Origin of the sequence: Candidatus Methanoperedens sp. (genome assembly GCA_027460525.1) — an archaeon.
In the GTDB taxonomy this organism is placed as follows: Archaea; Halobacteriota; Methanosarcinia; order Methanosarcinales; family Methanoperedenaceae; genus Methanoperedens.
This window is the reverse complement of record JAPZAS010000006.1, coordinates 45,887-65,357: the sequence shown is the minus strand read 5'-3', so window position 1 is coordinate 65,357 and position 19,471 is coordinate 45,887. Positions and strand designations below refer to the sequence as shown.

Here is a 19,471-nt window from a genome sequence, read left to right as displayed (position 1 = left end):
GGAAAGATGGTCATATCATCCTCTTTACGCATGGAGCGGTTCGAATCAGAAAATTGGGCTCTTGAACTATGCCTGACGAAATCCTCTCCCTCGCCAGATACCTCGCCTCCTCCCGCGCCGAGTTTGCGCTCTCTGAGATGAACCTATATCTTAGCAAAAAATATGAAGAAAAAGAACTCTACGAGATTTTAAAACCTCACCTTTACGACCTCGACCTCTTCTGCGATTCACGCTATAAATGCACCAAACTCGTGAAGTCCCCGCTCCCTGCTGATGATTCAGTCATCAGGGAACTTGAGAAATCATTTAAAAAACCGCAATTGCCCGCGCATATCGAAAAATTGATCGAATCCTATATCGAGCGCTCCTGCGGGAAAAACTGGCACACCGGCAAGACTGCGCAGCTCATTCGTGAAAATATCGTAAGGCAGAAGGAAGAGTACTGGAAAAGGAAGGGAGATTCACAGTATCCCGGAATCAGGATTATTTCTTATCTGCTCTATCATTTTCCTGTTTATTTCTGCCAGTTCCAGTATTTGCTGCTCGAGCTCCTCGAAAAAGGATTGCTCACAAACAAAATGAGCTTTCTTGATGTCGGCTCAGGTCCGGGCACGATAACACTCAGCACTCTCGATTTCCTCCACAAATTGCTTGGCATTTATTCAAAGAAGGGCATTGATGTAAAATTGAATATCAGGTTTGCCTCAATCGAGCAGGAGCAGGAGAATATCAATTGCTATAAGGAGCTGACCTCCCTCTATCTCTCGGGTTCTGCCGCGGAAAATGCCAATATCACTATAAACGAACCTGTTCATGCCCCTCTTGAAACTGCGCAGGTTCCGGAGGAGACAGATTTTATAATCTTCTCAAACGTACTTGCAGAGATGAGCGCCGCACCACGGGAGCGTGCATCTGTGGTGGAGCGGCTCGCTTCGGGTAGCAAGAACCCCACAATTATCATTATCGAACCTGCCGAACTTGAGACTTCAAGCGCCCTCAGGCTTACCCAGCACGCCCTCACCAAGAAGGGGTTTACCATCTACAGCCCGTGCACTTTCATCTGGGGCATAGGATGCCGGGGAGAGAACTGCTGGAGTTTTCAGGAGCTCGGCGATATCGCGGTTCCGGGTTTTATGGAAAGGATAGCAAGAACCGCGGAATCTTACAGATACATAAATACAGACATGAAATTCTCATCTGTGATACTGAGAAAAGACGGCATGGCAAAACATGCGTACCGGGCGAAGGGAAAATTCGTGCGGCTTGCCAACCTGGAAAAACACATTGAGAAGAGGGTTAATGTTGTTGTTTCTGTCATGTCAGGAAATCTTGGAGATGAAAAAACTTATGTATTCAAGGTATGCGATGGTACCGCTTCCGACCCATGCTATGCTGTGCTGCCTGCTTACCACATAAGCGAGGGGAATAAGAAACTCTTTGAAGCAGGATATGGCGACATAGTTGAGATATACGGTACCCTTGTGAGAGAGAACAGGGCGCTGTCTTCATACAATCTCCTGATCATGCGAAATACCCTGGTCAAACCTGCGGGCTAGCCTTCTTTTTCTTCCTTGAGCAATTTCAAGATCCTGATGCCCCGCTCTATGCACTCCATCCTGTCCTTGACGCGCGCAAGGTCGGTCTCAGCTTCAAGATTCATAGCAACAGCGTGTATTTTATTCGAAATTATCCTGTTAATCGTCTGGTACTCGCCTTCTTGCGCTGCTTGCGGTTTTAGCGATGAAGGGGGTTCTGGCTCTTTTTTGTCCTTTTTATGTCCCTGGTCAGCTTTTTTTTCCTCTTCCTGGAAATCGCACACAGGACAGACTGTTTTCCCCTGATACCGAAACATTGGCGCCCCGCATTCATGGTGGCTTGCCAGCATAGTCCCGCCTCTTTCAAGCAGTTTTGTGATTTTCTGTATTTTTTCATCTTCTTTGCCCGACATGTATTCACCAAACCGAAAGTCTTTTGTTACAATAACTTAAATATGCGCCTACCTAAATATGCCCCTTTTGTTTTATAATAATTGGTGATAACTGTGCCCGAAAATCCCAGCGAGGTCATACGACAGTGCATTGATGTGCTTGACAGGATAAGCACGGATGATTCTGTCCCAAGGAATATAAGGCGCACAGCTGATAACATCAAAAAAATACTCTCAAATGAAAAAGAACCCCTGTCAGTAAGAGCCGCAATGGTAATTTCCAACCTTGATGATATAGGCAACGATCCCAACGTCCCTATTCACACACGAACCCTCGTCTGGGGGCTGTCCAGCAGGCTAGAGTCTATTCCTGTGGATAGATCGTAATATTTGACGGTTTACCCACCCTGTTATTTCTGCTGGAAATTTTATATTTTTTTGGGTTACGATTTTCTTCATGTTACGTTAATTTTATATCTGATTTATTTATACATTATTTTTATATTAACTAATAAGAGAAAGATTAATATACAGTTAAGTACAAAGTATGACTCATTGGATTTTAATTTATATCTTTCATTATTTAAAATTAGATTTTATTTTTTTCCAGACGAAATAATGGGGTGGGTCAAGGATATTAATTCCACAGGAAGCGGAGGTTTTACGTTGGCTGATAACAGGTTGGTTAGAGGAATTAAAACCAAAAAAGCAAAAAAAATCGACAACGGGCTATAGAATTTCAACAGCATTTTGTAAGCACTAAAGATGGACTCCAATGGAAATAAAGGGGTGAGAACCAGAAGTCTTAATACCTCTCCTTCTATTCCAGTATCTTGGAGGCTGAAGGATTGGAGAGCAAACTGGCTACAATAAATGGTATCTTTGAGGACATGTTAACGAGAGTGAGTATTTTTGAGAACAGGGAGGTTCTTCGGTCCACATATACACCAGACGACCTTCCTCACAGAAGCGACCAGGTGAACGGGCTGGCTACGATTCTGTTTCCTGCGCTCAGGGGTGAAACACCTTCCAATATTCTGATATATGGAAAAACAGGAACCGGCAAAACCGCAGTGGCGAAACATGTCGGGAGGGAGCTTGAAAGGACAGGAGAATCACAAGGAATACCATGTGTTGTAGTTTATATTAACTGCGAAGTTGTGGACACTCAGTACCGCCTGCTGGCATCCATAGCCAGGCATTTTGATAAAGAGATTCCCATGACCGGCTGGCCGACCGACCAGGTTTACAGTGAGCTTAAAAGTGCACTGGATTCGGATAAACGCATTGCGATAATAATACTGGATGAAGTGGACAAACTTGTAATTAAAGGGGATGATGTGCTTTATAATCTCACCCGGATCAATTCAGAATTAACAAAAGCAAAAGCCAGTCTTATCGGCATCACCAACGACTTAAAGTTTACAGAATACCTTGATCCGAGGGTGAAAAGCTCGCTTGGGGAGGAAGAGATTATCTTTCCTCCATACGATGCCAATCAGTTAAGGGACATACTTCGCCAGAGAGCTGAAATGGCATTCAAGCCAGGGGTGCTGGAAGAGATGGTAATACCATTATGCGCGGCGTATGCTGCACAGGAGCACGGGGATGCCAGGCGCGCGCTTGATTTATTGCGCGTTTCCGGGGAACTTGCAGAACGTGTAAAATCTCCCAAGGTTCAGGAAATGCACGTCAGGCAGGCGCAGGAGAAAATAGAGATAGACAGGGTTGTCGAGGTTGTAAGGACATTACCCAGCCAGTCTAAACTCATTCTATTGAGCGTGGTACTTCTTGATCATAATGTGGACGGCAGCTTAACAACAGGCGAAGCATACAATATTTACAAACAGATGTGCAAGATAATCGGAATAGAGGTACTGACGCAGCGAAGGGTAACGGATTTAATATCAGAGCTTGACATGATGGGCATTCTGAACGCAACAGTGGTCAGCAAGGGCAGGTACGGAAGAACTAAAGAAATCTCACTGAGTGTCCCTTCTGATAGCACAAAGCGAGTTCTTTTTGAGGATTACAGGTTAAAACCGCTTGAGCGCTATAAGCCGCCCAACCAGACAAAGTTATATGCTTAGTATCTTTCTGGGAATAATAGAAACATAACCCAGAACAGGGATACGATAAAACCGTGCCACCCCGATCACCCACTCTTTTTTCACAGGCTGGAGATAACTTATGCTGCCCTGCTGGTCATACGCTGGGTTTGTTCTGGTATTGTCTCCTTTTGTAATATAACCTGCATAGGGAGCCGGAGGTCCTCCATCCCACATGGATTTACCCTCTTCAACATAGTACATGGCACGGTGGATTATGGGGGTAACCCCTTCTCTCCCATAGGGTTTGTATAAAATCACATCGCCATATTCATCAAATGAAGTATAATTGGTATTTTTTCCTGTTTCGTATGTTATTATCTGGGTGCGGTCGCTGCTCTGAACAAAGATAATATCCCCTATTTGAATATGCGGTATCATGCTGCCACTCTCCACCGCAACCATGGGCGCCCAGAGTCCTAAAGCAATGTGGGATACTGAAGCGAAAATTGCCACAACAAAGATTACGAAGAGAAAATCCCGTAAAAGTCCGACCCAGGGATTCTCGCTTTTATTGAACTCTTTTATTTTTTCTATTAGACCCATAAGAACGGAGGTAACATCAGAAGGTGTATTAAGCCTTGCCCCTGAAAAGCATACAGTTTATAAAGGACAAAGCTGTTATCGGGTAAAAAGGAAGTAAGTATGGAAATACAAAAACCACGAGGCACGCGCGATTTTCTACCCGAGGAAATGGCAAAGCGAAAGTACGTAGAAAATAAGATGCGCGAGGTTGCACAACGATGGGGTTATGGCGAGATAAAGACTCCTACTTTTGAGCATATCGAGCTTTTTACACTGAAGTCAGGAGAAGCCATTCTGGGTGAGATATACAACTTCAGGGATAAGGGAGACCGCGAGATTGCGCTTCGACCCGAGCTCACAGCGCCCGTGGTAAGGATGTACGTCGAGGAACTTCAGAGGTCGGCGAAACCGCTTAAGTTCTATTATTTTGACAACTGCTTCAGGTATGAGCGACCGCAGAAAGGCCGCTTCAGGGAGTTTTTCCAGTTTGGCGTGGAGATTCTAGGGAGTGCAAAAGCAGAGGCTGATGCCGAGGTTATCGCACTGGCGGAAGAGATGCTAACGAGCGTGGATGTGAAGGGAGACCTGCATGTGGGGCATCTTGGGATTGTGCGCGCACTGTTGAAGGATATGCAAGCTGAGCACCAGAGCAGGATAATGAGGCTCGTGGACAAGAAGGACGATAAAGGGCTTGAGGAGTTCCTGGATGAGATCAATGCGCCCGATGAGATGAGGGGAAAATTGTTCCGTTTGATAGGGCTTCACGGGGATAATGCGGTGCATGAAGCCCGTGAATTAGTCGGGGATATCGAGGCGATATCACAGTTCGAGGCGCTTCTTGATCTGCTGGATGTTTACGGGCTGGAATACCAGGTTGACCTTGGGATAGCAAGGGGGCTTGATTATTATACGGGCATGGTGTTTGAGATATACTGCGAGGGCTTGGGGGCGCAGAACCAGGTGTGCGGCGGCGGCTCCTATCGCCTCGCGCAATTGTTCGGCGGCGAGGATGTAGCTTCGACGGGATATGCTATCGGTTTTGACAGGGTTATGGAGATATGCGAGGCGGCTCCGCAGTCTTCAAAGCGCATTGTTGTTGTCTGTTTTGAGGACACGCGTAAAGAGGCTATTGTGATTGCAAAAAAGCTGAGGGCGCATGTCTCAACATACGTGGACGTGATGGGGCGCAAGTTCAAGGATCAGATTTCCTATGCAAATACGATTGGCGCAAGCCATGTTGTTATCGTGGGGAAGAACGAGCTTGATGCAGGGAAGGTGGCGCTCAAGGATATGAGGACAGGGGTGCAGGAGCTGGTGACGGTGGAGGAAGTGGGGGAGAGATTGAACGAAATTTAAAACAAAACAAGCGCTTAAAGGATAGCAAAGAAAAAAGTTCCAAGATTAGTTTTAAGCATTAATCTACTATTTACCTGTATTCAACCAGGTGAATTTATTGTCCCCGACCGAGCTTTCCTTCACAATAATCGCAATAATTCTCCTCATGCTGGCATCGATATTCTTCAGCCTTTCCGAAACCTCCATAATCTCCCAGAACAGGATCCGTCTCAAAGGCCATCTTTCCAAAGGGCGAAAAAACGCATCAATTATAAAAGAAATGCTCGACGTTCCCGAGAATTTCCTCGCAGCCATCCTGATAGGCAACAACATTGTCAACATCACCATCTCGGTACTTGTAACAGTAGTAGTAATTCATCTTTTTGGTCCGAATGCCATAACGATAGCAACTATAGTTGCCACCCTCCTCATTGTTGCTTTTGCAGAGATAACCCCGAAGGCGTATGCAGCAAGGAATCCCGGGATAGCCTACAAACTTGCGCCAGTGATGAAATTTCTTATATGGATTTTAAAACCGCTCATCATTTTCTTTACAGGATTAACGAATGTCATACTGCGGCTGCTCGGTGTGAAAACCTCCATAAAAGAACCCATTTTCATGCGTGAGGACCTGGGCTATATGATTGAAATAGGTGAAGAGGAAGGAATAATTCAGAAAGAAGAGAGACACCTTCTCAAATCAGCGCTTGACTTTTCCGGGATAAAAGCAGGGGACATAATGATTCCTTTTGAAAAAGTAACATGCATTGATGCCGGGGCAACGCTTGGCGATGCTGTAGAACTTGTACGCAGAAAGAAATTCGCAAGAATCCCTGTTATTAACGAAGGAAAAATACTGGGATTCGTGCACATAAAAGACGCTCTTAATAATCTGGCTGACTGGAAAAAATCAATAAAAGAAATAGCAAGACCAGCTCTCTTTGCAAATCCCGGCACATCGTTACTCGAACTCGTAGATTTAATAAAAGGCAGCCAGTCAAGCATGTGCTTCGTAATAGATGAGGAAGGAAAACCTCTTGGTCTTATAACGCTGGGATTACTGCTTGAAAATATCGTGGGTGAAATCAAACAGATCGAATAGGCTTAAACCCTTACCGCCACCCCTTTGTTCCTGAGATACTCCTTTACCTCGCCGATGCTGTATTCCCCGAAATGGAAGATGCTCGCGGCAAGCGCAGCATCAGCTTTTCCTTGTGTGAATGCCTCGTACATGTGCTCTATATTCCCCGCGCCGCCAGAGGCTATTATGGGAATATCCAGCGTCTCTGAGAGCGTTCGTGTAACAGGTAAATCATATCCGTCCTTTGTACCGTCCCTGTCCATGCTGGTGAGCAGTATCTCGCCGGAGCCCAGTTCTTCCACTTTCTGCGCCCAGAGTACAGCATCTATGCCTGTAGGCGTCCTTCCCCCGTAGATTACAACCTCGTACCAGGCTTTCCTCCCGTCCTCAAGCTCGATTATAGTCTTATCTTTTTTATTATTGATATCAAAATTACGCCTGCAGTCGATTGCGGTGACGATGCACTGCGAGCCGAATATCCCAGAGGATTCCCTCACAAAATCAGGATTCTTCACAGCAGCGGTATTGATCGAGACCTTGTCAGCGCCTGCCCGGAGGATGCTCCTGATAGCATTTATACTGCTTATTCCTCCTCCCACCGTGAGAGGGATAAAGACCTCGTCCGCAGTCCTCTCTATCACCTCGATCATCGTGGCTCTCTTCTCATGCGAGGCTGTGATATCCAGGAAGACAAGCTCGTCAGCACCTTGCTCGTTGTACCTCTTAGCAAGCTTCACAGGGTCGCCCGCCTCTTTTAAATTTACAAACTCGATTCCCTTGACCACGCAGCCCCCTTCCTTATCAAGGGTGACATCGAGGCACGGGATGATTCGTTTGGTGAGCATTGCCCTTTTCTACTTGTTATGGAATGAAATAGTTTTGGTGTACCTGATAACTTATTTGTTATTGTTAAGATGGACAGTAAATATTATAAAATTGAAAAAAAGGTCTTTGATTACCCCCATTAAATGGTCACTGGCCCTATTTGTCAGCACATATGTTCTTCGACGAATGCGTGCTTTTTTAAAGGGCGTCAGTCTTATTGCTTTCAATTTTCTGTATGATATCCATGAGCAGGTAATTTATGTCTGTAGACGCAAGCTTTGCACAAAAATAGTTATACATCGGTATGGTCTCTGGTGTTCTACTAAGCATTTTCCATATGGTGTCTACCCCTTGCTGATTTACTTGAAGATTGTTATACAAATCAGGTTCCTTGCTCGCCAAGACTGCAATGGCGTGACATAATTTTTCGCTGAATTGATCAAGGTTGTGATCAATATTTTCTATTTTGGAATATATCTCTTTTGAAACTTTTTCCAACGATTGGGCTGCAACGGCTTTCTGGTTTTTTCTGATGCTGGTTCCTGCTTGAATTTGATTGGGCAGGTACCCGTCCAAGACTGAAGCCACAGAACTTTTTTCTGCCTGGAGCAGAATAACGATGGGTGATCGTAAGCCTGACAAGTCCTTTTCAGCTTCTTCCAGCCAGGCGAGGTACGCATCCACAAAACTGGAGCTTTCGGTACGGTAAATATTGCTGACGTCTGCGAGTTTCATCGCTTGCGTCAAGAGTTTTTCCCGCAGAATACATTGCATCCTATGTAGCTCCGTCAATCATTCTGGCTGTAACGTACGTACTACGCCTCCAGATTCGCTCGCCTTTGTAGCCCATTCAAGACCTTCTTCTTTCAGTGTGATTTTCAGGCGCACAACCGTCGTATTTGATGCCTGTTCTTTAACATCAGCCGTTTTGATGTTGGCCACAATACTTGAAGCCACTGGCTCTTTGGCGACGCCGACTATTGATACCCTGGCGCGAAGATCTCTTGCAATGGCTTCCTTGTGTGTTGCAGTCAAGGTGGTCTTCATTTTGGTCACAGTGGCTGCAAAAGCATCTTGAACACTACGCGCAACGGTTTCTTTCATGATAGGGGCTTCTGTTTGTTTCACCAACTCAAGCCGGTTTTTTACCTCATTTAAAAACGCTTCATAGAAAGCTGGGTTAATCTTGATATTGTTCTTAGACAAGGTCGTTTTCAGTTGTGCTTCTGCTGCATCTGCAATCTTTGCCGGATCTTCCATCTCCCCGCTTTGTCCTTCCACTTGATTCTCGATAAGCATGGGCATTTCAATTGTCAACTCAGGAATACGGATGCGAGGAACCGACAAACCTTCGAGAAGCGGGTTGCTTTTGTAGTATTCTGCCAGCGCTGCAGTTTGCTCATCAGCCATGCGACGTGCACGAATTAATCCAGACATCATTGATCCCAAAAGGTCGCCCAAATCTGCCATATTGCCTCCTCTGACGAATGCAGGTAAAGGGAAACTTCCGACGCCCTTTACCTGCATGCTTATAATTTTATATTACGCGGGTACTTCCTTGATGTTATTCTCGAGAATACCCAAGAGCTTTTCCATCCCAGCTGGAAGCTCATCCTGCACTGCACGAACATGAATGGTCATGCTGTAAGTCCGTTCCGTTTTATCTGTTGCAGATGAAGATTTCTTATTGCTGTAACTGCATTTCAACTCTGCTGACACGGGCCCCCATCCACCTTTTACCGCCAGAGATGCGTTTAATTCCGATGATGATGCCGTTGTCGACTCCACAACAGAATTAATCTTCGCGTTAAAGTCAATCGTTACTTCTTCGACCCTTATGAAGGGAATAGGAAGCATCGTGAGAATCGGCACAGTCAGTTTCATCGGTGTCGGCGTGGAGGTAATAACCCCAGTAGCGGGATCTTTCGTGTCAATAATTTTGTCGTATTCAAATGTAACCATCGTTGGCTTACCTTTATCGGGATCCGTCGCATTGAATCCAACACTCTTGATGAAATCGACCGATGTTTGTGCAGATTGTGCTTGAGCTTTGATGACGGCGTTCAACGGGCCGCCAATCATTGATTCAAAATTTATATTTGATAATTCCTGTCCTTCTGTACCAGCCATAATATCCTCCCTTTAAGTTGGTTCGATGTATTTCGTCCTAGTAACTACTCGCACCTCACCCATATCTTTACATGATGAGATAGTATTTAAAATTTATTGTTATATTGCTCCGGACTTCACTATAACATAATGAATCCGTTGTTTTAATCTCTAAGAAAACTATTTTTTCACAAATTATACGTCCATATCATTTCACTGAGAAAAAGGACATGATTGCAGAAAAAATCAGAGAGAAAAAAGACCCAGCGGCTCAGTTCAGGAAAATGATAGAGGTTTAGATCTTACCATGATCAGCAAAAAACGCATACTTATTTTTAACTTTAGTCTCCCCAAGCACCCTCTTAATCAAAGGCGCATCCCCGAACACATCCTCACGTTTGCCTTTTCCATTGATATAAACAGCAACAAGCACTATGGTAAGCCCGATCAATGGATTTTCAGGATTTGCCGCAGTAACAAGCATGCCCACCCAAGCAAGCACCCCCGCAACCATGCCGCGCATCGCGCCTTTCCTGTATGATTCAATTTTAGTGCGATGGAAGATGCGAATATCGCGAAGCGTCAGGAAAATAATTGCTGCAAAACCGAAAAGTGCGATATAGAGATAGATGTTCATGCTATACCGTGCTTGCTATTTTTTCAGGTTTTATGCGTTTTAGGTATTCTTTCATCATCGCAGGAAAAGATTTCGCCTCCACGAAACGAAGACCGAGCTGCTCTGCCCATTTCTGGATACCGATATCGCTTGCCACGACTGCAGCATCAAGCTCTTTTGCAAGCAGTAACACATCAATATCCGGGGCGCTGTCAAGGATTCCGTATCGCAGGGCGTTCCTGTATTTATCCCGGAAGTTGTTGATGATCCCGCCTATCACATTTCGCTCGATCTCAGGCTCGATCTCGTGCTTTGAGCGCGCTTTGGTGGTGCGGAAGAGGCACTCTGTAGCTGACTCCCATATTGCATCCTCTGCCACGTTCATCCCTTTGTTGATCCTGCCGCGCATGAAATCCACGTAATCATAGAAAATCTTGGAGGGGATTTTCACTTCATACCTGTCCGGGGTTTTTTTGACAAGCCACGTATCTATTTTTGCCAGCGTCTCCTCATCGCAGCCGTTGTTCTTTGCAAATTCCCTCAGCTCATTATACACGGAAGGATACGGGATGTAGCAGCTAATCCCGAGATGCAGGCGCACCTCGGCTATGATATCAAGGATGCCTCCCATTGCGATACAAAGAGTACCGCCTTCAAGTTCCCTTGTCTGCGTATCTGTCAGGGCGCTGGTATCAAGAACGAATCTCTGGCGAATCATATGAACAAATAATATCTTTATCGAGTTAAGAAACTTTCTGTTAATTGCAATACCTTTATATTCTAACCAAATAATAAAACCCACCATGCGCTCATCGAAAGTAACCCGGAAAACAAACGAGACCGAGATAGAAGTGAAATTATCCCTGGAAGGTTCGGGAAATACCGATATCAACACAGGCATAGCATTCTTTGACCATATGCTCAACTCTTTTGCAAAGCACGGCTCCTTTGACCTCGCTGTAAAGGCGCGAGGGGATCTCAGCGTGGATGACCACCATACCATAGAAGACGTTGGCATAGCACTTGGCAGTGCGCTAGAGAAGGCACTGGGGGACAAAAAAGGGATTGAGCGCTTTGGTGAAGCAAGCGTGCCCATGGATGAAGCGCTTGCCACAGTTGCAATAGACCTGAGCGGGCGGAGTTTTCTTGCCTTCGAGGCATCGTTTGGCGGGAAAATAGGGGGCTTCAATCCTCAGAATACCCGGCATTTTTTTGAATCACTAACAAGCAATGCGGGAATTAACGCGCATATGGATGTTAAGGGGGAGAACGACCATCATAAAAATGAAGCGCTCTTCAAGGCATTCGGGATTGCATTAAAAAGAGCAACCAGGTTAAGCGGGGTAGGTGTTCCGAGCACAAAAGGCGTATTGTAGTTTCAGTCGCCCCTTCCCACTTCCAGCATCCTGTCAAGTGCAAGTTTTGCTTTAATCCTTATGTCCTCAGGGACTTTTATCACATGCTCGTTTCTTTCAAGGGAGCGGATAATGCTCTGCAGTGTGTTCATTTTCATATTCGGACAGACGGCATATCGTGTTGCGGGAATGAAGGTCTTATCGGGATTTTCTTTGCCCAGGCGGTGTAAAAGTCCGACCTCAGTGCCTATGATGAACTCCCGCGATGCGGAAAGCCCGGCATATTTTAACATGCCCTCAGTGCTCAGCACCTTATCAGCAAGGGTTATGACATCGGGTCTACACTCGGGATGAACCAGCACCTCGGCATCGGGATGCTCCTCTTTTTCAAGCAGTATATCGCCTGGCAGTATAAGGTGGTGGGTGGGACAGTACCCGTTCCAGGGAATGATTTTCTTTTTTGTATGGGCTGCAACATACAGGGCAAGATTTTTATCAGGGACGAAGATTATCTCATCTTCAGCCAATGAGTCCACCACTTTAACGGCGTTCGCAGAAGTGCAGCATATATCGCTTTCGGCTTTAACCGATGCGGGGGTATTCACGTAACAAACGACAGCAGCTTCTGGATATTTTTCCTTCTCCTGTCTTAATAACTCGGCGGTTATCATGGCAGCCATCGGGCACTGGGCGCTGAGCTCTGGCATGAGCACGGTTTTTTTCGGGCAGAGGATTGCAGCACTCTCTGCCATGAAATCCACACCGCAAAAGACAATAACGGAAGCCGCGTGAGAAGCGGCTTTCTGGCTCAAGCCGAAGGAATCCCCTACAAAGTCAGCGATATCCTGCACATCCCCGCGCTGGTAGTTATGCGCAAGGATGATTGCATTTTTTTCTTTTTTTAATTGTTCTATTCTTTTGACTTCATCCATATTTCAGGGTCAGACATTATCCTATTGCTTAAATTGTTTTCTAACTTCACGGCAATATTAAAGAGATTGAGAAACGTTATGATTGCTATGCAGCCAGTACGCAGGAAAACGCGCCTTATCCTTGCCCTTGATGTTACAGATGAAAATAAAGCCGTCTCTATATCCAAAGCCGCAGCAAAGCATGTGGATGCCATCAAGATAGGCTACCCGCTTGTTCTTGGGGCAGGACTTGGGATAATTGACAGGATTTGCGAATTTGCGCCTGTAATTGCGGATTTTAAGGTGGCTGACATCCCAAACACAGCGCAGATTATATGCAGACAGGCGTTTGAGGCAGGCGCAAGTGCGGTTATAGTGCATGGTTTTACAGGAAGGGACAGCCTTCTTGAGTGCGTGAAAACGGCGCAGGAATACAAAGGGGAGATATATGTTGTTACGGAAATGAGCCATCCGGGGGCAGTAGAGTTCATGGCGCCAAAAGCCCTTGAGATTGCGGCTCTTGCAGTTGATTGCAAAGCACAGGGCGTGGTGGCTCCTGCAACGCGCCCTGAAAGAATAAAGCAGATACGAAGTATTGTCGGGAGTCTGACGATAATCTCGCCAGGCGTGGGCGCGCAGGGAGGAAGTGCAGCAGATGCCATAAAGGCTGGTGCAGATTATGTTATAGCTGGGCGAACAATTTATGGCTCAAAGACTCCCGGAACGGAAGCCGAAAAAATAGCAAAAGAGATTGAAAAGTGCCGATGATGATAAAATTCGCTGACATATGATGAACCCTATGAGTACTGATGGCACGAATCTGTATATAGATACGTTTCTGAAAGCTATTTTTTCAGCTTCGATAATTAACGGAACTGCATAGCCTGCGGTCTTATGAAATAGAGACGGTAGCGCAGGCACTCTTTGAAATTATCACCCTTGAAGTCGCATGGCTCAAGGTTTGCTGCTGTGCATTTGTCTCCCGAACAGAAGGTGCATTTTTCAGATGGCATCAATCTCGATATACAGAGAGGGTTCTATTATTCTTTTCGGTTACCTAAACCGGGGGTTTCAAAAAGCGGCAGTGGGAATTCAGCCAGTATACGGGGAGAGATAGGTGTCAGGTCTTAAGACAAAATCAAATCAATCACTTCTTATTTTCTTAAGCAGCCATGCCATATTCTCTCCGAGATTCTTCATATTCCGGATTCCTTCTTCGTCTTTATCAACATCCCCAATTTCTCTTCCCATGCCCATGTTCCAGTAACTTGAACCTGGAACGACTATCTGATTGATAAGGAAGAAATGATTGATCGAGTCAAAAACATGTATTGCGCCTCCCCTTCGCACCGCAACCACAGCGGCGCCTACTTTTCGCTTGAACATGGAACCATTGGCCATTGCGGTAAATCCCGCACGTTCTATCAGAGCCTTCATTTCTGAGGTTATATCGGCGAAATATGTTGGTGAACCGAGAATAATTCCATCAGCTTCCACCATCTTTTCAATACAATCATTCACTATATCATTTTTGACTGCGCATTTCCTGTCTTTTGTTTCAAAACATTTATAGCAGGCAGTACATCCCTGGATTTTCCTGCCTGCAAGCTCCACTAATTCTGTTTCTATCCCAACTTTCTCCAGTTCGCTGAACACATGGTTTATGAGAATTGCAGTGTTGCCCTGTTTTCGGGCGCTTCCGTTAAATGCTACTACCTTCATGCTGATCGCCTCTATATCCAAATACCACTTCATGGAATAAAATACCAATTATGAGCATTGATTTTACACCAGTTCCTTCAGTATAATAATGCGATCTAAAACTCCAGAATCGTCCTCTGGAATGGATCATCCATGGCATTTGGCAGCACCTTGAAGTTATTTTTATTCTCTTCATCAAATTCGCTCTGAATTCCACATCTGGATATAAATATCCTGGATTTTTAATAACTTTCATCCTGCCAAGATCGAACAATCCTATATCCTTCAATTCCAGTGTGCTCTTTGAGAATTTATTGGCTGCCAGATAGAAATATTCGCATGTACCCCTGTATGTCTCCAGATATTCCATCGCCATCTTCGGATATACACGCTTATCCCATTCCTTGATCTCGATTCCCACAATATAGAACCTCTCAAATTGTTTATAAACTGCAATAATGTCGGCAAGATTGCAGACGCTTTCCCGACAGAGGAAAGGTTTTAGATGGATCTCGGACGTTTGGAATACAGGGATCCCGTGGCGGGTAATAGCATTGACAATTATATTGGAATTAATGGTAGTTCCGAAGCTGGAGAAGTGCATCAGATATCTCATGGAGTTTTATATTATAAGATTGAGGTAAGAGGAAAGTGAAAGTGAAGAAAAAATGGCAGGATATACAGAACACGATAAAATAGCAGAAATGGCAGGAATACCATCCGTCATATCCGAAGAGATCAATCGATTCATGAATGATATGAATCCTCCAAAGGAATTTGAAGATCACAATACTGAAAGAAAGATATTCGTGTGCGGGCACTTGAATGTATCAATCAGGACTTTGATGGGAAGTGAAAAGTTAAACGAGAGGGGAAAAAAAGAATGGGTACAAAAAGAGGACTTGAAATGGTTACTGGCAACGAGAAAAGAATATATCAGGTGCTACTATCTGCATCTTGCTGTCGATAATATTTACGAGAATAAAGATCTGATAAAGGGCGGTAGAGAGACTATTGACAATTGCATAAATAGCTGGGGCAAAAACAGTGCAGTTATTGTTCCGGGAACAGAACCCTATCTGAAAGATGTGTTGGGATTTTTGAGAAATAATGCTGAGAATATCAGACAGATTATTTTTCCTGAATATGATAGTGGATGCATACTTCTAAACAGTTCATTTATGAAGCTTTAGTTGATTAAACACCTTTCTAATGACCAGTAAAATCATAGAAGAGGCTGACCTTGAGGAAGAAGCATAAGAAGTAATCTGGCTGCTTTTCATTTACAGGGTCTTCGCTTACCTTTCTTTTTCTTGTGACGGTCTAGGCCTTATAGAGTACGCATGTAATCAGGCGTTGATCTACAAACGAGCAATGGAGGACAGCCAGGCTTTCACACCCTCAGCCCCAAGCGTTGTTTCAAGTTCCGCTTCCCTGATGTAATTGATCTTCCAACCTTCGCGGAACGTGGCCCGTATCTCTGCCTGCGTTACTCTCCTTGGCCCGTATGATCCCGGCTCATGCTCGCTGAAACAGAGCATGAAATACTTGCCACCAGGATGGAGCGCCGAAGATAAACTTGCAGCATAAATCGGACGCTCCTCATCCGAGAACACGTGAAACAGGCCGCAGTCGATTATGGTATCGAACTTAGTCTGAAGCAATTGAAGTTTGAGAGCGTCTGAAACGAGAAAGTTTACAGTTATTCCACGTTCTTTTGCCTTGTCTTTTGCTTTTTTGATGGCAGACTGTGCTGCATCGATGCCCCACACTTCAAGACCCTTACTGGCAAGATATAATGAGTTTTCCCCTGTTCCACATCCCACATCAAGCACTCTTCCGCTTATTTCTCCATTTTCCGCAAGCCTGATGAACTCCTTCTGTGGGCGCCCGATATCCCATGGTGGAATACCCTCGTATGCGGAATCAAAAAAATTCATGATTTCCTCAATATCATATGCGTAGATCAATAAGAAACTTTCCGAGGATGTTATCGGTGTGGAAAGCACGGACATGCTCTTTTGTAGCCACGGAAAGATATGCAGTGTGAAGAATTTGCCTAAAATGGAATTCTTTACCTCTCCACGTTAGCGGGCAAAGCGGTGTTGGGTCGCACGCTGCGGTCGTGACACTCCCTGCAGCGAGCTGCTGGGTATCTCCATGAAATAAGTCTACTTCACCTCTTGATCGCGCAGCACTGATAGTAAGTAGCATTACATATAAAGAAAAGAAAGTCCATAGCTTCAATATTGAAATACTTCTTTAGAGGTTTACGACATGCAAACGATCACTGACGATTTCATGAGGCGGATGCTCCCCACGACAAAAAATTACTGTCTCGTTATTTTGAGAGCCGGACCGAAAAGCAAGGAACTTGGCGCAGAAAAGATCATATGGGAACATGGCCGGCGGAACTTCGCGCTCCGTGCAGATGGATTGCTGTCGATTGTCTGCCCTGTCATTGACGGAAGCGATGTAAGAGGCGTTGGTATATTCAACACCAGTGTCGAAGAAACAAAAAGGATAATGGATGAAGATCCGGGAGTAAAAGCAGAAATATTTGTCTACGAACTTCATGCGTGCCGGAGTTTCCCGGGAAGTTGCTTGCCCAAGTAATTAACCCCGGAATCTTTGACTGCGCCGTATAAACATATTCTTTATGCTATTTTTCAAGCTGAGCTATTATGTCCTTAAACTTTACACCCCCTCAACCAACCGATAACCTGACAGAACCCTAAATAAATATGTATCAACTCAAATTAGATTCATTTCAGAACCTTTTTCAGCATATCCACTCCCCTTATCTCTCCCTCGAACATCGGTATCTTTGCGATAACAAGAGCCCCGAACTTTCTATCAATGAGCTCAAGATAATGCTTCTGCTCGGCCTGTTTGTTCACGATGAAAGATGAGCTTGAGTCCGAGAGCGGCATGACCTGGTTAACTATCACCCCGCCGACGGGAATCTGGAATGCTCTTACCCAGTAAATGAACCTCTCCACCACAGAGATGGGAAGCGCCAGCGGAAGCGTGACAAAATAGAAAGCGGTGAGGGCCGGATCCGTTATGATCTTCCTTATCTCCTCTGTTTTACGTCTGGATTCCAGAAGGCCTTCGACCATTGGATCACAAACCTCTTTTTTTTCCTTTTTGAAAGAAAGGGATTTTTTGAGACATAACGCCTCCTCCCTGCTCTTTATCATTTTCCCAAGCCATATGTCGTACATCCTGCTCATTCCAAGAAGGCGATAGGTATGTGCAACCGGTGCAGTGTCAAAGACATAGTAATCATACCTGTTCTGGAGTATGATGTCCACAACGTTGTCGAACATGGCGGATTCCTCAAAGGCAGGATTCGTTATGGCAGCATCAATAAAAGGCGTCGGATCTATCGGTATGTCTGCATATTTCAGGAAATCGAGAATCTTGCTGCGGGTGTTCTCGCGATACTTCTCAACTGTCGCACCTGTTTCGATCTCAAGTGCAAAGAGGTTACTGCATCCCTCGACTGGCGCCTCACCGCCCCCAATAAATTGCTGTCCGAAGCAGCTTGAGAGGCTATGCACCGGATTCGTGCTGCAAAGGAGTGTTTTTTTGCCCCACGATGCAAGGTAGATGGCTGTTGCCGAAGCCATTACTGTTTTACCCACTCCGCCTTTACCCCCGAAAAAAACGTATTTGGCTTTTCCTTCAGTGAGTTTATTCATCTTTTTCACCCATACACTATACCCGCAGTCTTTTCTAGCGTCAAAAGTCCTTTGGGCTCGCGGTCCATCATCGGGACCTCCGCCACTATCCTGCCGCCAAATTTCTTGTGTATTGTCTCCATATTTCCCTGCTGCATTTTGACCCTGCTCTTCAGGAAATCGGGCACATTCGGGTCATTCAGTAGCTCGCGCGGATACACCTGGTTCACGATGATCCCGGAAAGTTCGATCCCGAATTTCCTGAATTCCTTGATCGCTATCTCGGTATCAAGGATAGCCATCTGTTCAGGGATAACCACATAAAAGAGGGCAGTTGTATCACGCCCGCCTATGATCTTTGCCATAAAGCCAAGTCTGTTCTTGATATCCTGGAGTTCCTCAAGTATTCCCATTTCCTCAGATACCTGCTTCTTGCCGGATATCCTCTTAACCCTTTCATCCACGTCCTGTGAATCCTTTCTTATGTCCACAACTTTGTTTATCCAGACATCAAGAAGGGATGCCATGGAAAGGAAGCGTATAGCATGCCCGTGAGGCATCATGTCGAAGATGTAGTAATCATAGTTCCCTGCCATAATTAGTTCAATCATACTGTCAAAGGTGGCACTTTCGGACATGGCAGGCTGCGCTGAGGCGCTCTTAATATAGTCTTCGATCTCCTCAGGGACCTCACCGTACATGTCCAATATCTTTTTCCTGACACTTGCCTGGTATTCCGAGACCACCCTGTCCGCATCTATCTCAAGAGCAAAGAGGTTCGGGGCAAGCTGCACCTCACCTTTCCCGAAAAGGTCATGCTCGAATACATCGGTGAGAGATGCCTGCGGGTCTGTAGAAAAAACTATGACTTTCTTACCTTTCGATGCGAGATATCGTGCGGTAATTGCTGAAAGAGTGGTCTTCCCGAGACCGCCCTTACCAGCGAAGAGCAGGTATTTCATACCAGGACGCTCTACAATTTCTTTTAGAATATCTTCAGCCTCCGAACATCCTGTCCGTCACGTCCCGGTCGCGCAAGAGCGTCCTCTTCCAGGTCTTCACATGCGGCACAACGTGAGGAAGCAGGCGCAGCGAGTAATATGGGGGAAGCACAGGTATCCCCAGCATGTCACCCATCACTATCAGCATGAAAAGATTTTCCATATGCATCCGCGTGCGAAGCGAATACGTTACCATGTCGTGGGCAGCCATCCCGTATACGAAGTCCTTGATGGCGCTCTTTATGGAGGCAAATCTTTTTTTCTCATCTTTCTGCGTATCCATTGTTACAC

26 protein-coding genes are annotated in these 19,471 nt (G+C 45.4%); 9 read left to right on the top strand and 17 right to left on the bottom strand.

The annotated features are described in order from the left end of the window. The first annotated feature begins 68 nt into the window (after positions 1 to 68). A complete protein-coding gene (locus O8C68_02285; protein ID MCZ7394630.1) occupies positions 69 to 1,556 on the top strand; it encodes a hypothetical protein in 1,488 nt (495 codons plus the stop codon). Here O8C68_02285 and O8C68_02280 read toward each other — a convergent pair. Next, a complete protein-coding gene (locus O8C68_02280) occupies positions 1,553 to 1,948 on the bottom strand; it encodes a hypothetical protein (GenBank protein ID MCZ7394629.1) in 396 nt (131 codons plus the stop codon). The two genes, O8C68_02285 and O8C68_02280, sit on opposite strands and share 4 nt — an antisense overlap. 93 nt (positions 1,949 to 2,041) lie before the next feature. Here O8C68_02280 and O8C68_02275 point away from each other — a divergent pair, with 93 nt between their 5' ends. Together O8C68_02275 and O8C68_02270 are read left to right on the top strand one after the other, a co-directional pair. Continuing rightward, complete coding sequence (locus O8C68_02275) at positions 2,042 to 2,314, top strand: UPF0147 family protein (GenBank protein MCZ7394628.1); 273 nt, start codon at positions 2,042 to 2,044, stop codon at positions 2,312 to 2,314. Between the two features lie 461 nt (positions 2,315 to 2,775). Further along, positions 2,776 to 4,017 carry an ORC1-type DNA replication protein gene (locus O8C68_02270; GenBank protein MCZ7394627.1) on the top strand — a complete coding sequence of 414 codons (1,242 nt, stop codon included), beginning with the start codon at positions 2,776 to 2,778 and terminating at the stop codon, positions 4,015 to 4,017. Here the strand turns inward: O8C68_02270 and O8C68_02265 are convergent. Then, on the bottom strand, positions 4,006 to 4,581 hold the full coding sequence (locus O8C68_02265) for a S26 family signal peptidase (protein MCZ7394626.1): 576 nt from the start codon (positions 4,579 to 4,581) through the stop codon (positions 4,006 to 4,008). The two genes, O8C68_02270 and O8C68_02265, sit on opposite strands and share 12 nt — an antisense overlap. A gap of 99 nt (positions 4,582 to 4,680) precedes the next feature. Between O8C68_02265 and hisS the strand changes: the two genes are divergently transcribed. Further along, positions 4,681 to 5,916: a histidine--tRNA ligase gene (hisS, locus tag O8C68_02260; protein MCZ7394625.1), complete on the top strand. Its 1,236-nt coding sequence runs from the start codon at positions 4,681 to 4,683 to the stop codon at positions 5,914 to 5,916. A 97-nt stretch (positions 5,917 to 6,013) separates the two neighbouring features. Further along, positions 6,014 to 6,997: a hemolysin family protein gene (locus O8C68_02255; GenBank protein ID MCZ7394624.1), complete on the top strand. Its 984-nt coding sequence runs from the start codon at positions 6,014 to 6,016 to the stop codon at positions 6,995 to 6,997. A 2-nt stretch (positions 6,998 to 6,999) separates the two neighbouring features. Here the strand turns inward: O8C68_02255 and hisF are convergent, their stop codons facing one another. From hisF to O8C68_02225, 6 genes are all read right to left on the bottom strand, one after another. After that, on the bottom strand, positions 7,000 to 7,821 hold the full coding sequence (gene hisF / locus O8C68_02250) for an imidazole glycerol phosphate synthase subunit HisF (GenBank protein MCZ7394623.1): 822 nt from the start codon (positions 7,819 to 7,821) through the stop codon (positions 7,000 to 7,002). Positions 7,822 to 7,999: 178 nt separating this feature from the next. Then, positions 8,000 to 8,536, bottom strand: coding sequence for a hypothetical protein (locus O8C68_02245; GenBank protein ID MCZ7394622.1), 537 nt, complete (start codon positions 8,534 to 8,536; stop codon positions 8,000 to 8,002). 57 nt (positions 8,537 to 8,593) lie between these two features. Further along, a complete protein-coding gene (locus O8C68_02240; GenBank protein MCZ7394621.1) occupies positions 8,594 to 9,271 on the bottom strand; it encodes a hypothetical protein in 678 nt (225 codons plus the stop codon). Positions 9,272 to 9,343: 72 nt separating this feature from the next. Beyond that, positions 9,344 to 9,931, bottom strand: a complete 588-nt coding sequence (locus O8C68_02235) for a DUF2589 domain-containing protein (protein ID MCZ7394620.1) — start codon at positions 9,929 to 9,931, stop codon at positions 9,344 to 9,346. A 274-nt stretch (positions 9,932 to 10,205) separates the two neighbouring features. Further along, positions 10,206 to 10,547, bottom strand: coding sequence for a hypothetical protein (locus tag O8C68_02230; protein MCZ7394619.1), 342 nt, complete (start codon positions 10,545 to 10,547; stop codon positions 10,206 to 10,208). 1 nt (position 10,548) lies between these two features. After that, positions 10,549 to 11,244 carry an RNA ligase partner protein gene (locus tag O8C68_02225; protein MCZ7394618.1) on the bottom strand — a complete coding sequence of 232 codons (696 nt, stop codon included), beginning with the start codon at positions 11,242 to 11,244 and terminating at the stop codon, positions 10,549 to 10,551. An 85-nt stretch (positions 11,245 to 11,329) separates the two neighbouring features. On the opposite strand from O8C68_02225, the gene hisB reads away from it, so the two are divergent. Further along, positions 11,330 to 11,902, top strand: a complete 573-nt coding sequence (gene hisB / locus O8C68_02220) for an imidazoleglycerol-phosphate dehydratase HisB (GenBank protein ID MCZ7394617.1) — start codon at positions 11,330 to 11,332, stop codon at positions 11,900 to 11,902. Positions 11,903 to 11,904: 2 nt separating this feature from the next. Here the strand turns inward: hisB and nadA are convergent, their stop codons facing one another. Next, positions 11,905 to 12,813: a quinolinate synthase NadA gene (gene nadA / locus O8C68_02215; protein ID MCZ7394616.1), complete on the bottom strand. Its 909-nt coding sequence runs from the start codon at positions 12,811 to 12,813 to the stop codon at positions 11,905 to 11,907. A gap of 87 nt (positions 12,814 to 12,900) precedes the next feature. On the opposite strand from nadA, the gene pyrF reads away from it, so the two are divergent. Next, entirely contained in the window at positions 12,901 to 13,560 is a 660-nt protein-coding gene (pyrF, locus tag O8C68_02210) for an orotidine-5'-phosphate decarboxylase (protein ID MCZ7394615.1), read from the top strand. Between the two features lie 98 nt (positions 13,561 to 13,658). On the opposite strand, the gene O8C68_02205 is transcribed toward pyrF, so the two are convergent. From O8C68_02205 to O8C68_02195, 3 genes are all read right to left on the bottom strand, one after another. After that, complete coding sequence (locus O8C68_02205; protein MCZ7394614.1) at positions 13,659 to 13,805, bottom strand: hypothetical protein; 147 nt, start codon at positions 13,803 to 13,805, stop codon at positions 13,659 to 13,661. A 130-nt stretch (positions 13,806 to 13,935) separates the two neighbouring features. Further along, the gene (locus tag O8C68_02200) at positions 13,936 to 14,514 is read right to left on the bottom strand and encodes a flavodoxin family protein (protein MCZ7394613.1); all 579 of its coding nucleotides are present in this window, start codon (positions 14,512 to 14,514) and stop codon (positions 13,936 to 13,938) included. After that, positions 14,495 to 15,097: a hypothetical protein gene (locus O8C68_02195; protein ID MCZ7394612.1), complete on the bottom strand. Its 603-nt coding sequence runs from the start codon at positions 15,095 to 15,097 to the stop codon at positions 14,495 to 14,497. The genes O8C68_02200 and O8C68_02195 overlap by 20 nt, the downstream gene beginning before the upstream one ends. Before the next feature lie 64 nt (positions 15,098 to 15,161). Here O8C68_02195 and O8C68_02190 point away from each other — a divergent pair, with 64 nt between their 5' ends. After that, positions 15,162 to 15,686, top strand: coding sequence for a hypothetical protein (locus tag O8C68_02190; protein MCZ7394611.1), 525 nt, complete (start codon positions 15,162 to 15,164; stop codon positions 15,684 to 15,686). Positions 15,687 to 15,854: 168 nt separating this feature from the next. Here the strand turns inward: O8C68_02190 and O8C68_02185 are convergent, their stop codons facing one another. Both O8C68_02185 and O8C68_02180 read right to left on the bottom strand, forming a co-directional pair. Beyond that, a complete protein-coding gene (locus tag O8C68_02185; protein ID MCZ7394610.1) occupies positions 15,855 to 16,433 on the bottom strand; it encodes a methyltransferase domain-containing protein in 579 nt (192 codons plus the stop codon). Positions 16,434 to 16,446: 13 nt separating this feature from the next. Beyond that, positions 16,447 to 16,707, bottom strand: a complete 261-nt coding sequence (locus O8C68_02180) for a hypothetical protein (GenBank protein MCZ7394609.1) — start codon at positions 16,705 to 16,707, stop codon at positions 16,447 to 16,449. Positions 16,708 to 16,770: 63 nt separating this feature from the next. On the opposite strand from O8C68_02180, the gene O8C68_02175 reads away from it, so the two are divergent. Continuing rightward, the gene (locus O8C68_02175; GenBank protein MCZ7394608.1) at positions 16,771 to 17,109 is read left to right on the top strand and encodes a hypothetical protein; all 339 of its coding nucleotides are present in this window, start codon (positions 16,771 to 16,773) and stop codon (positions 17,107 to 17,109) included. 149 nt (positions 17,110 to 17,258) lie between these two features. Here the strand turns inward: O8C68_02175 and O8C68_02170 are convergent, their stop codons facing one another. From O8C68_02170 to O8C68_02160, 3 genes are read right to left on the bottom strand one after another with little or no spacing between them, the layout of a single operon-like run. Further along, the gene (locus tag O8C68_02170) at positions 17,259 to 18,200 is read right to left on the bottom strand and encodes an ArsA family ATPase (protein MCZ7394607.1); all 942 of its coding nucleotides are present in this window, start codon (positions 18,198 to 18,200) and stop codon (positions 17,259 to 17,261) included. A gap of 5 nt (positions 18,201 to 18,205) precedes the next feature. Then, positions 18,206 to 19,141: a TRC40/GET3/ArsA family transport-energizing ATPase gene (locus O8C68_02165; GenBank protein MCZ7394606.1), complete on the bottom strand. Its 936-nt coding sequence runs from the start codon at positions 19,139 to 19,141 to the stop codon at positions 18,206 to 18,208. 34 nt (positions 19,142 to 19,175) lie between these two features. Further along, on the bottom strand, positions 19,176 to 19,463 hold the full coding sequence (locus tag O8C68_02160) for a hypothetical protein (protein MCZ7394605.1): 288 nt from the start codon (positions 19,461 to 19,463) through the stop codon (positions 19,176 to 19,178). Between the last annotated feature and the right edge of the window lie 8 nt (positions 19,464 to 19,471).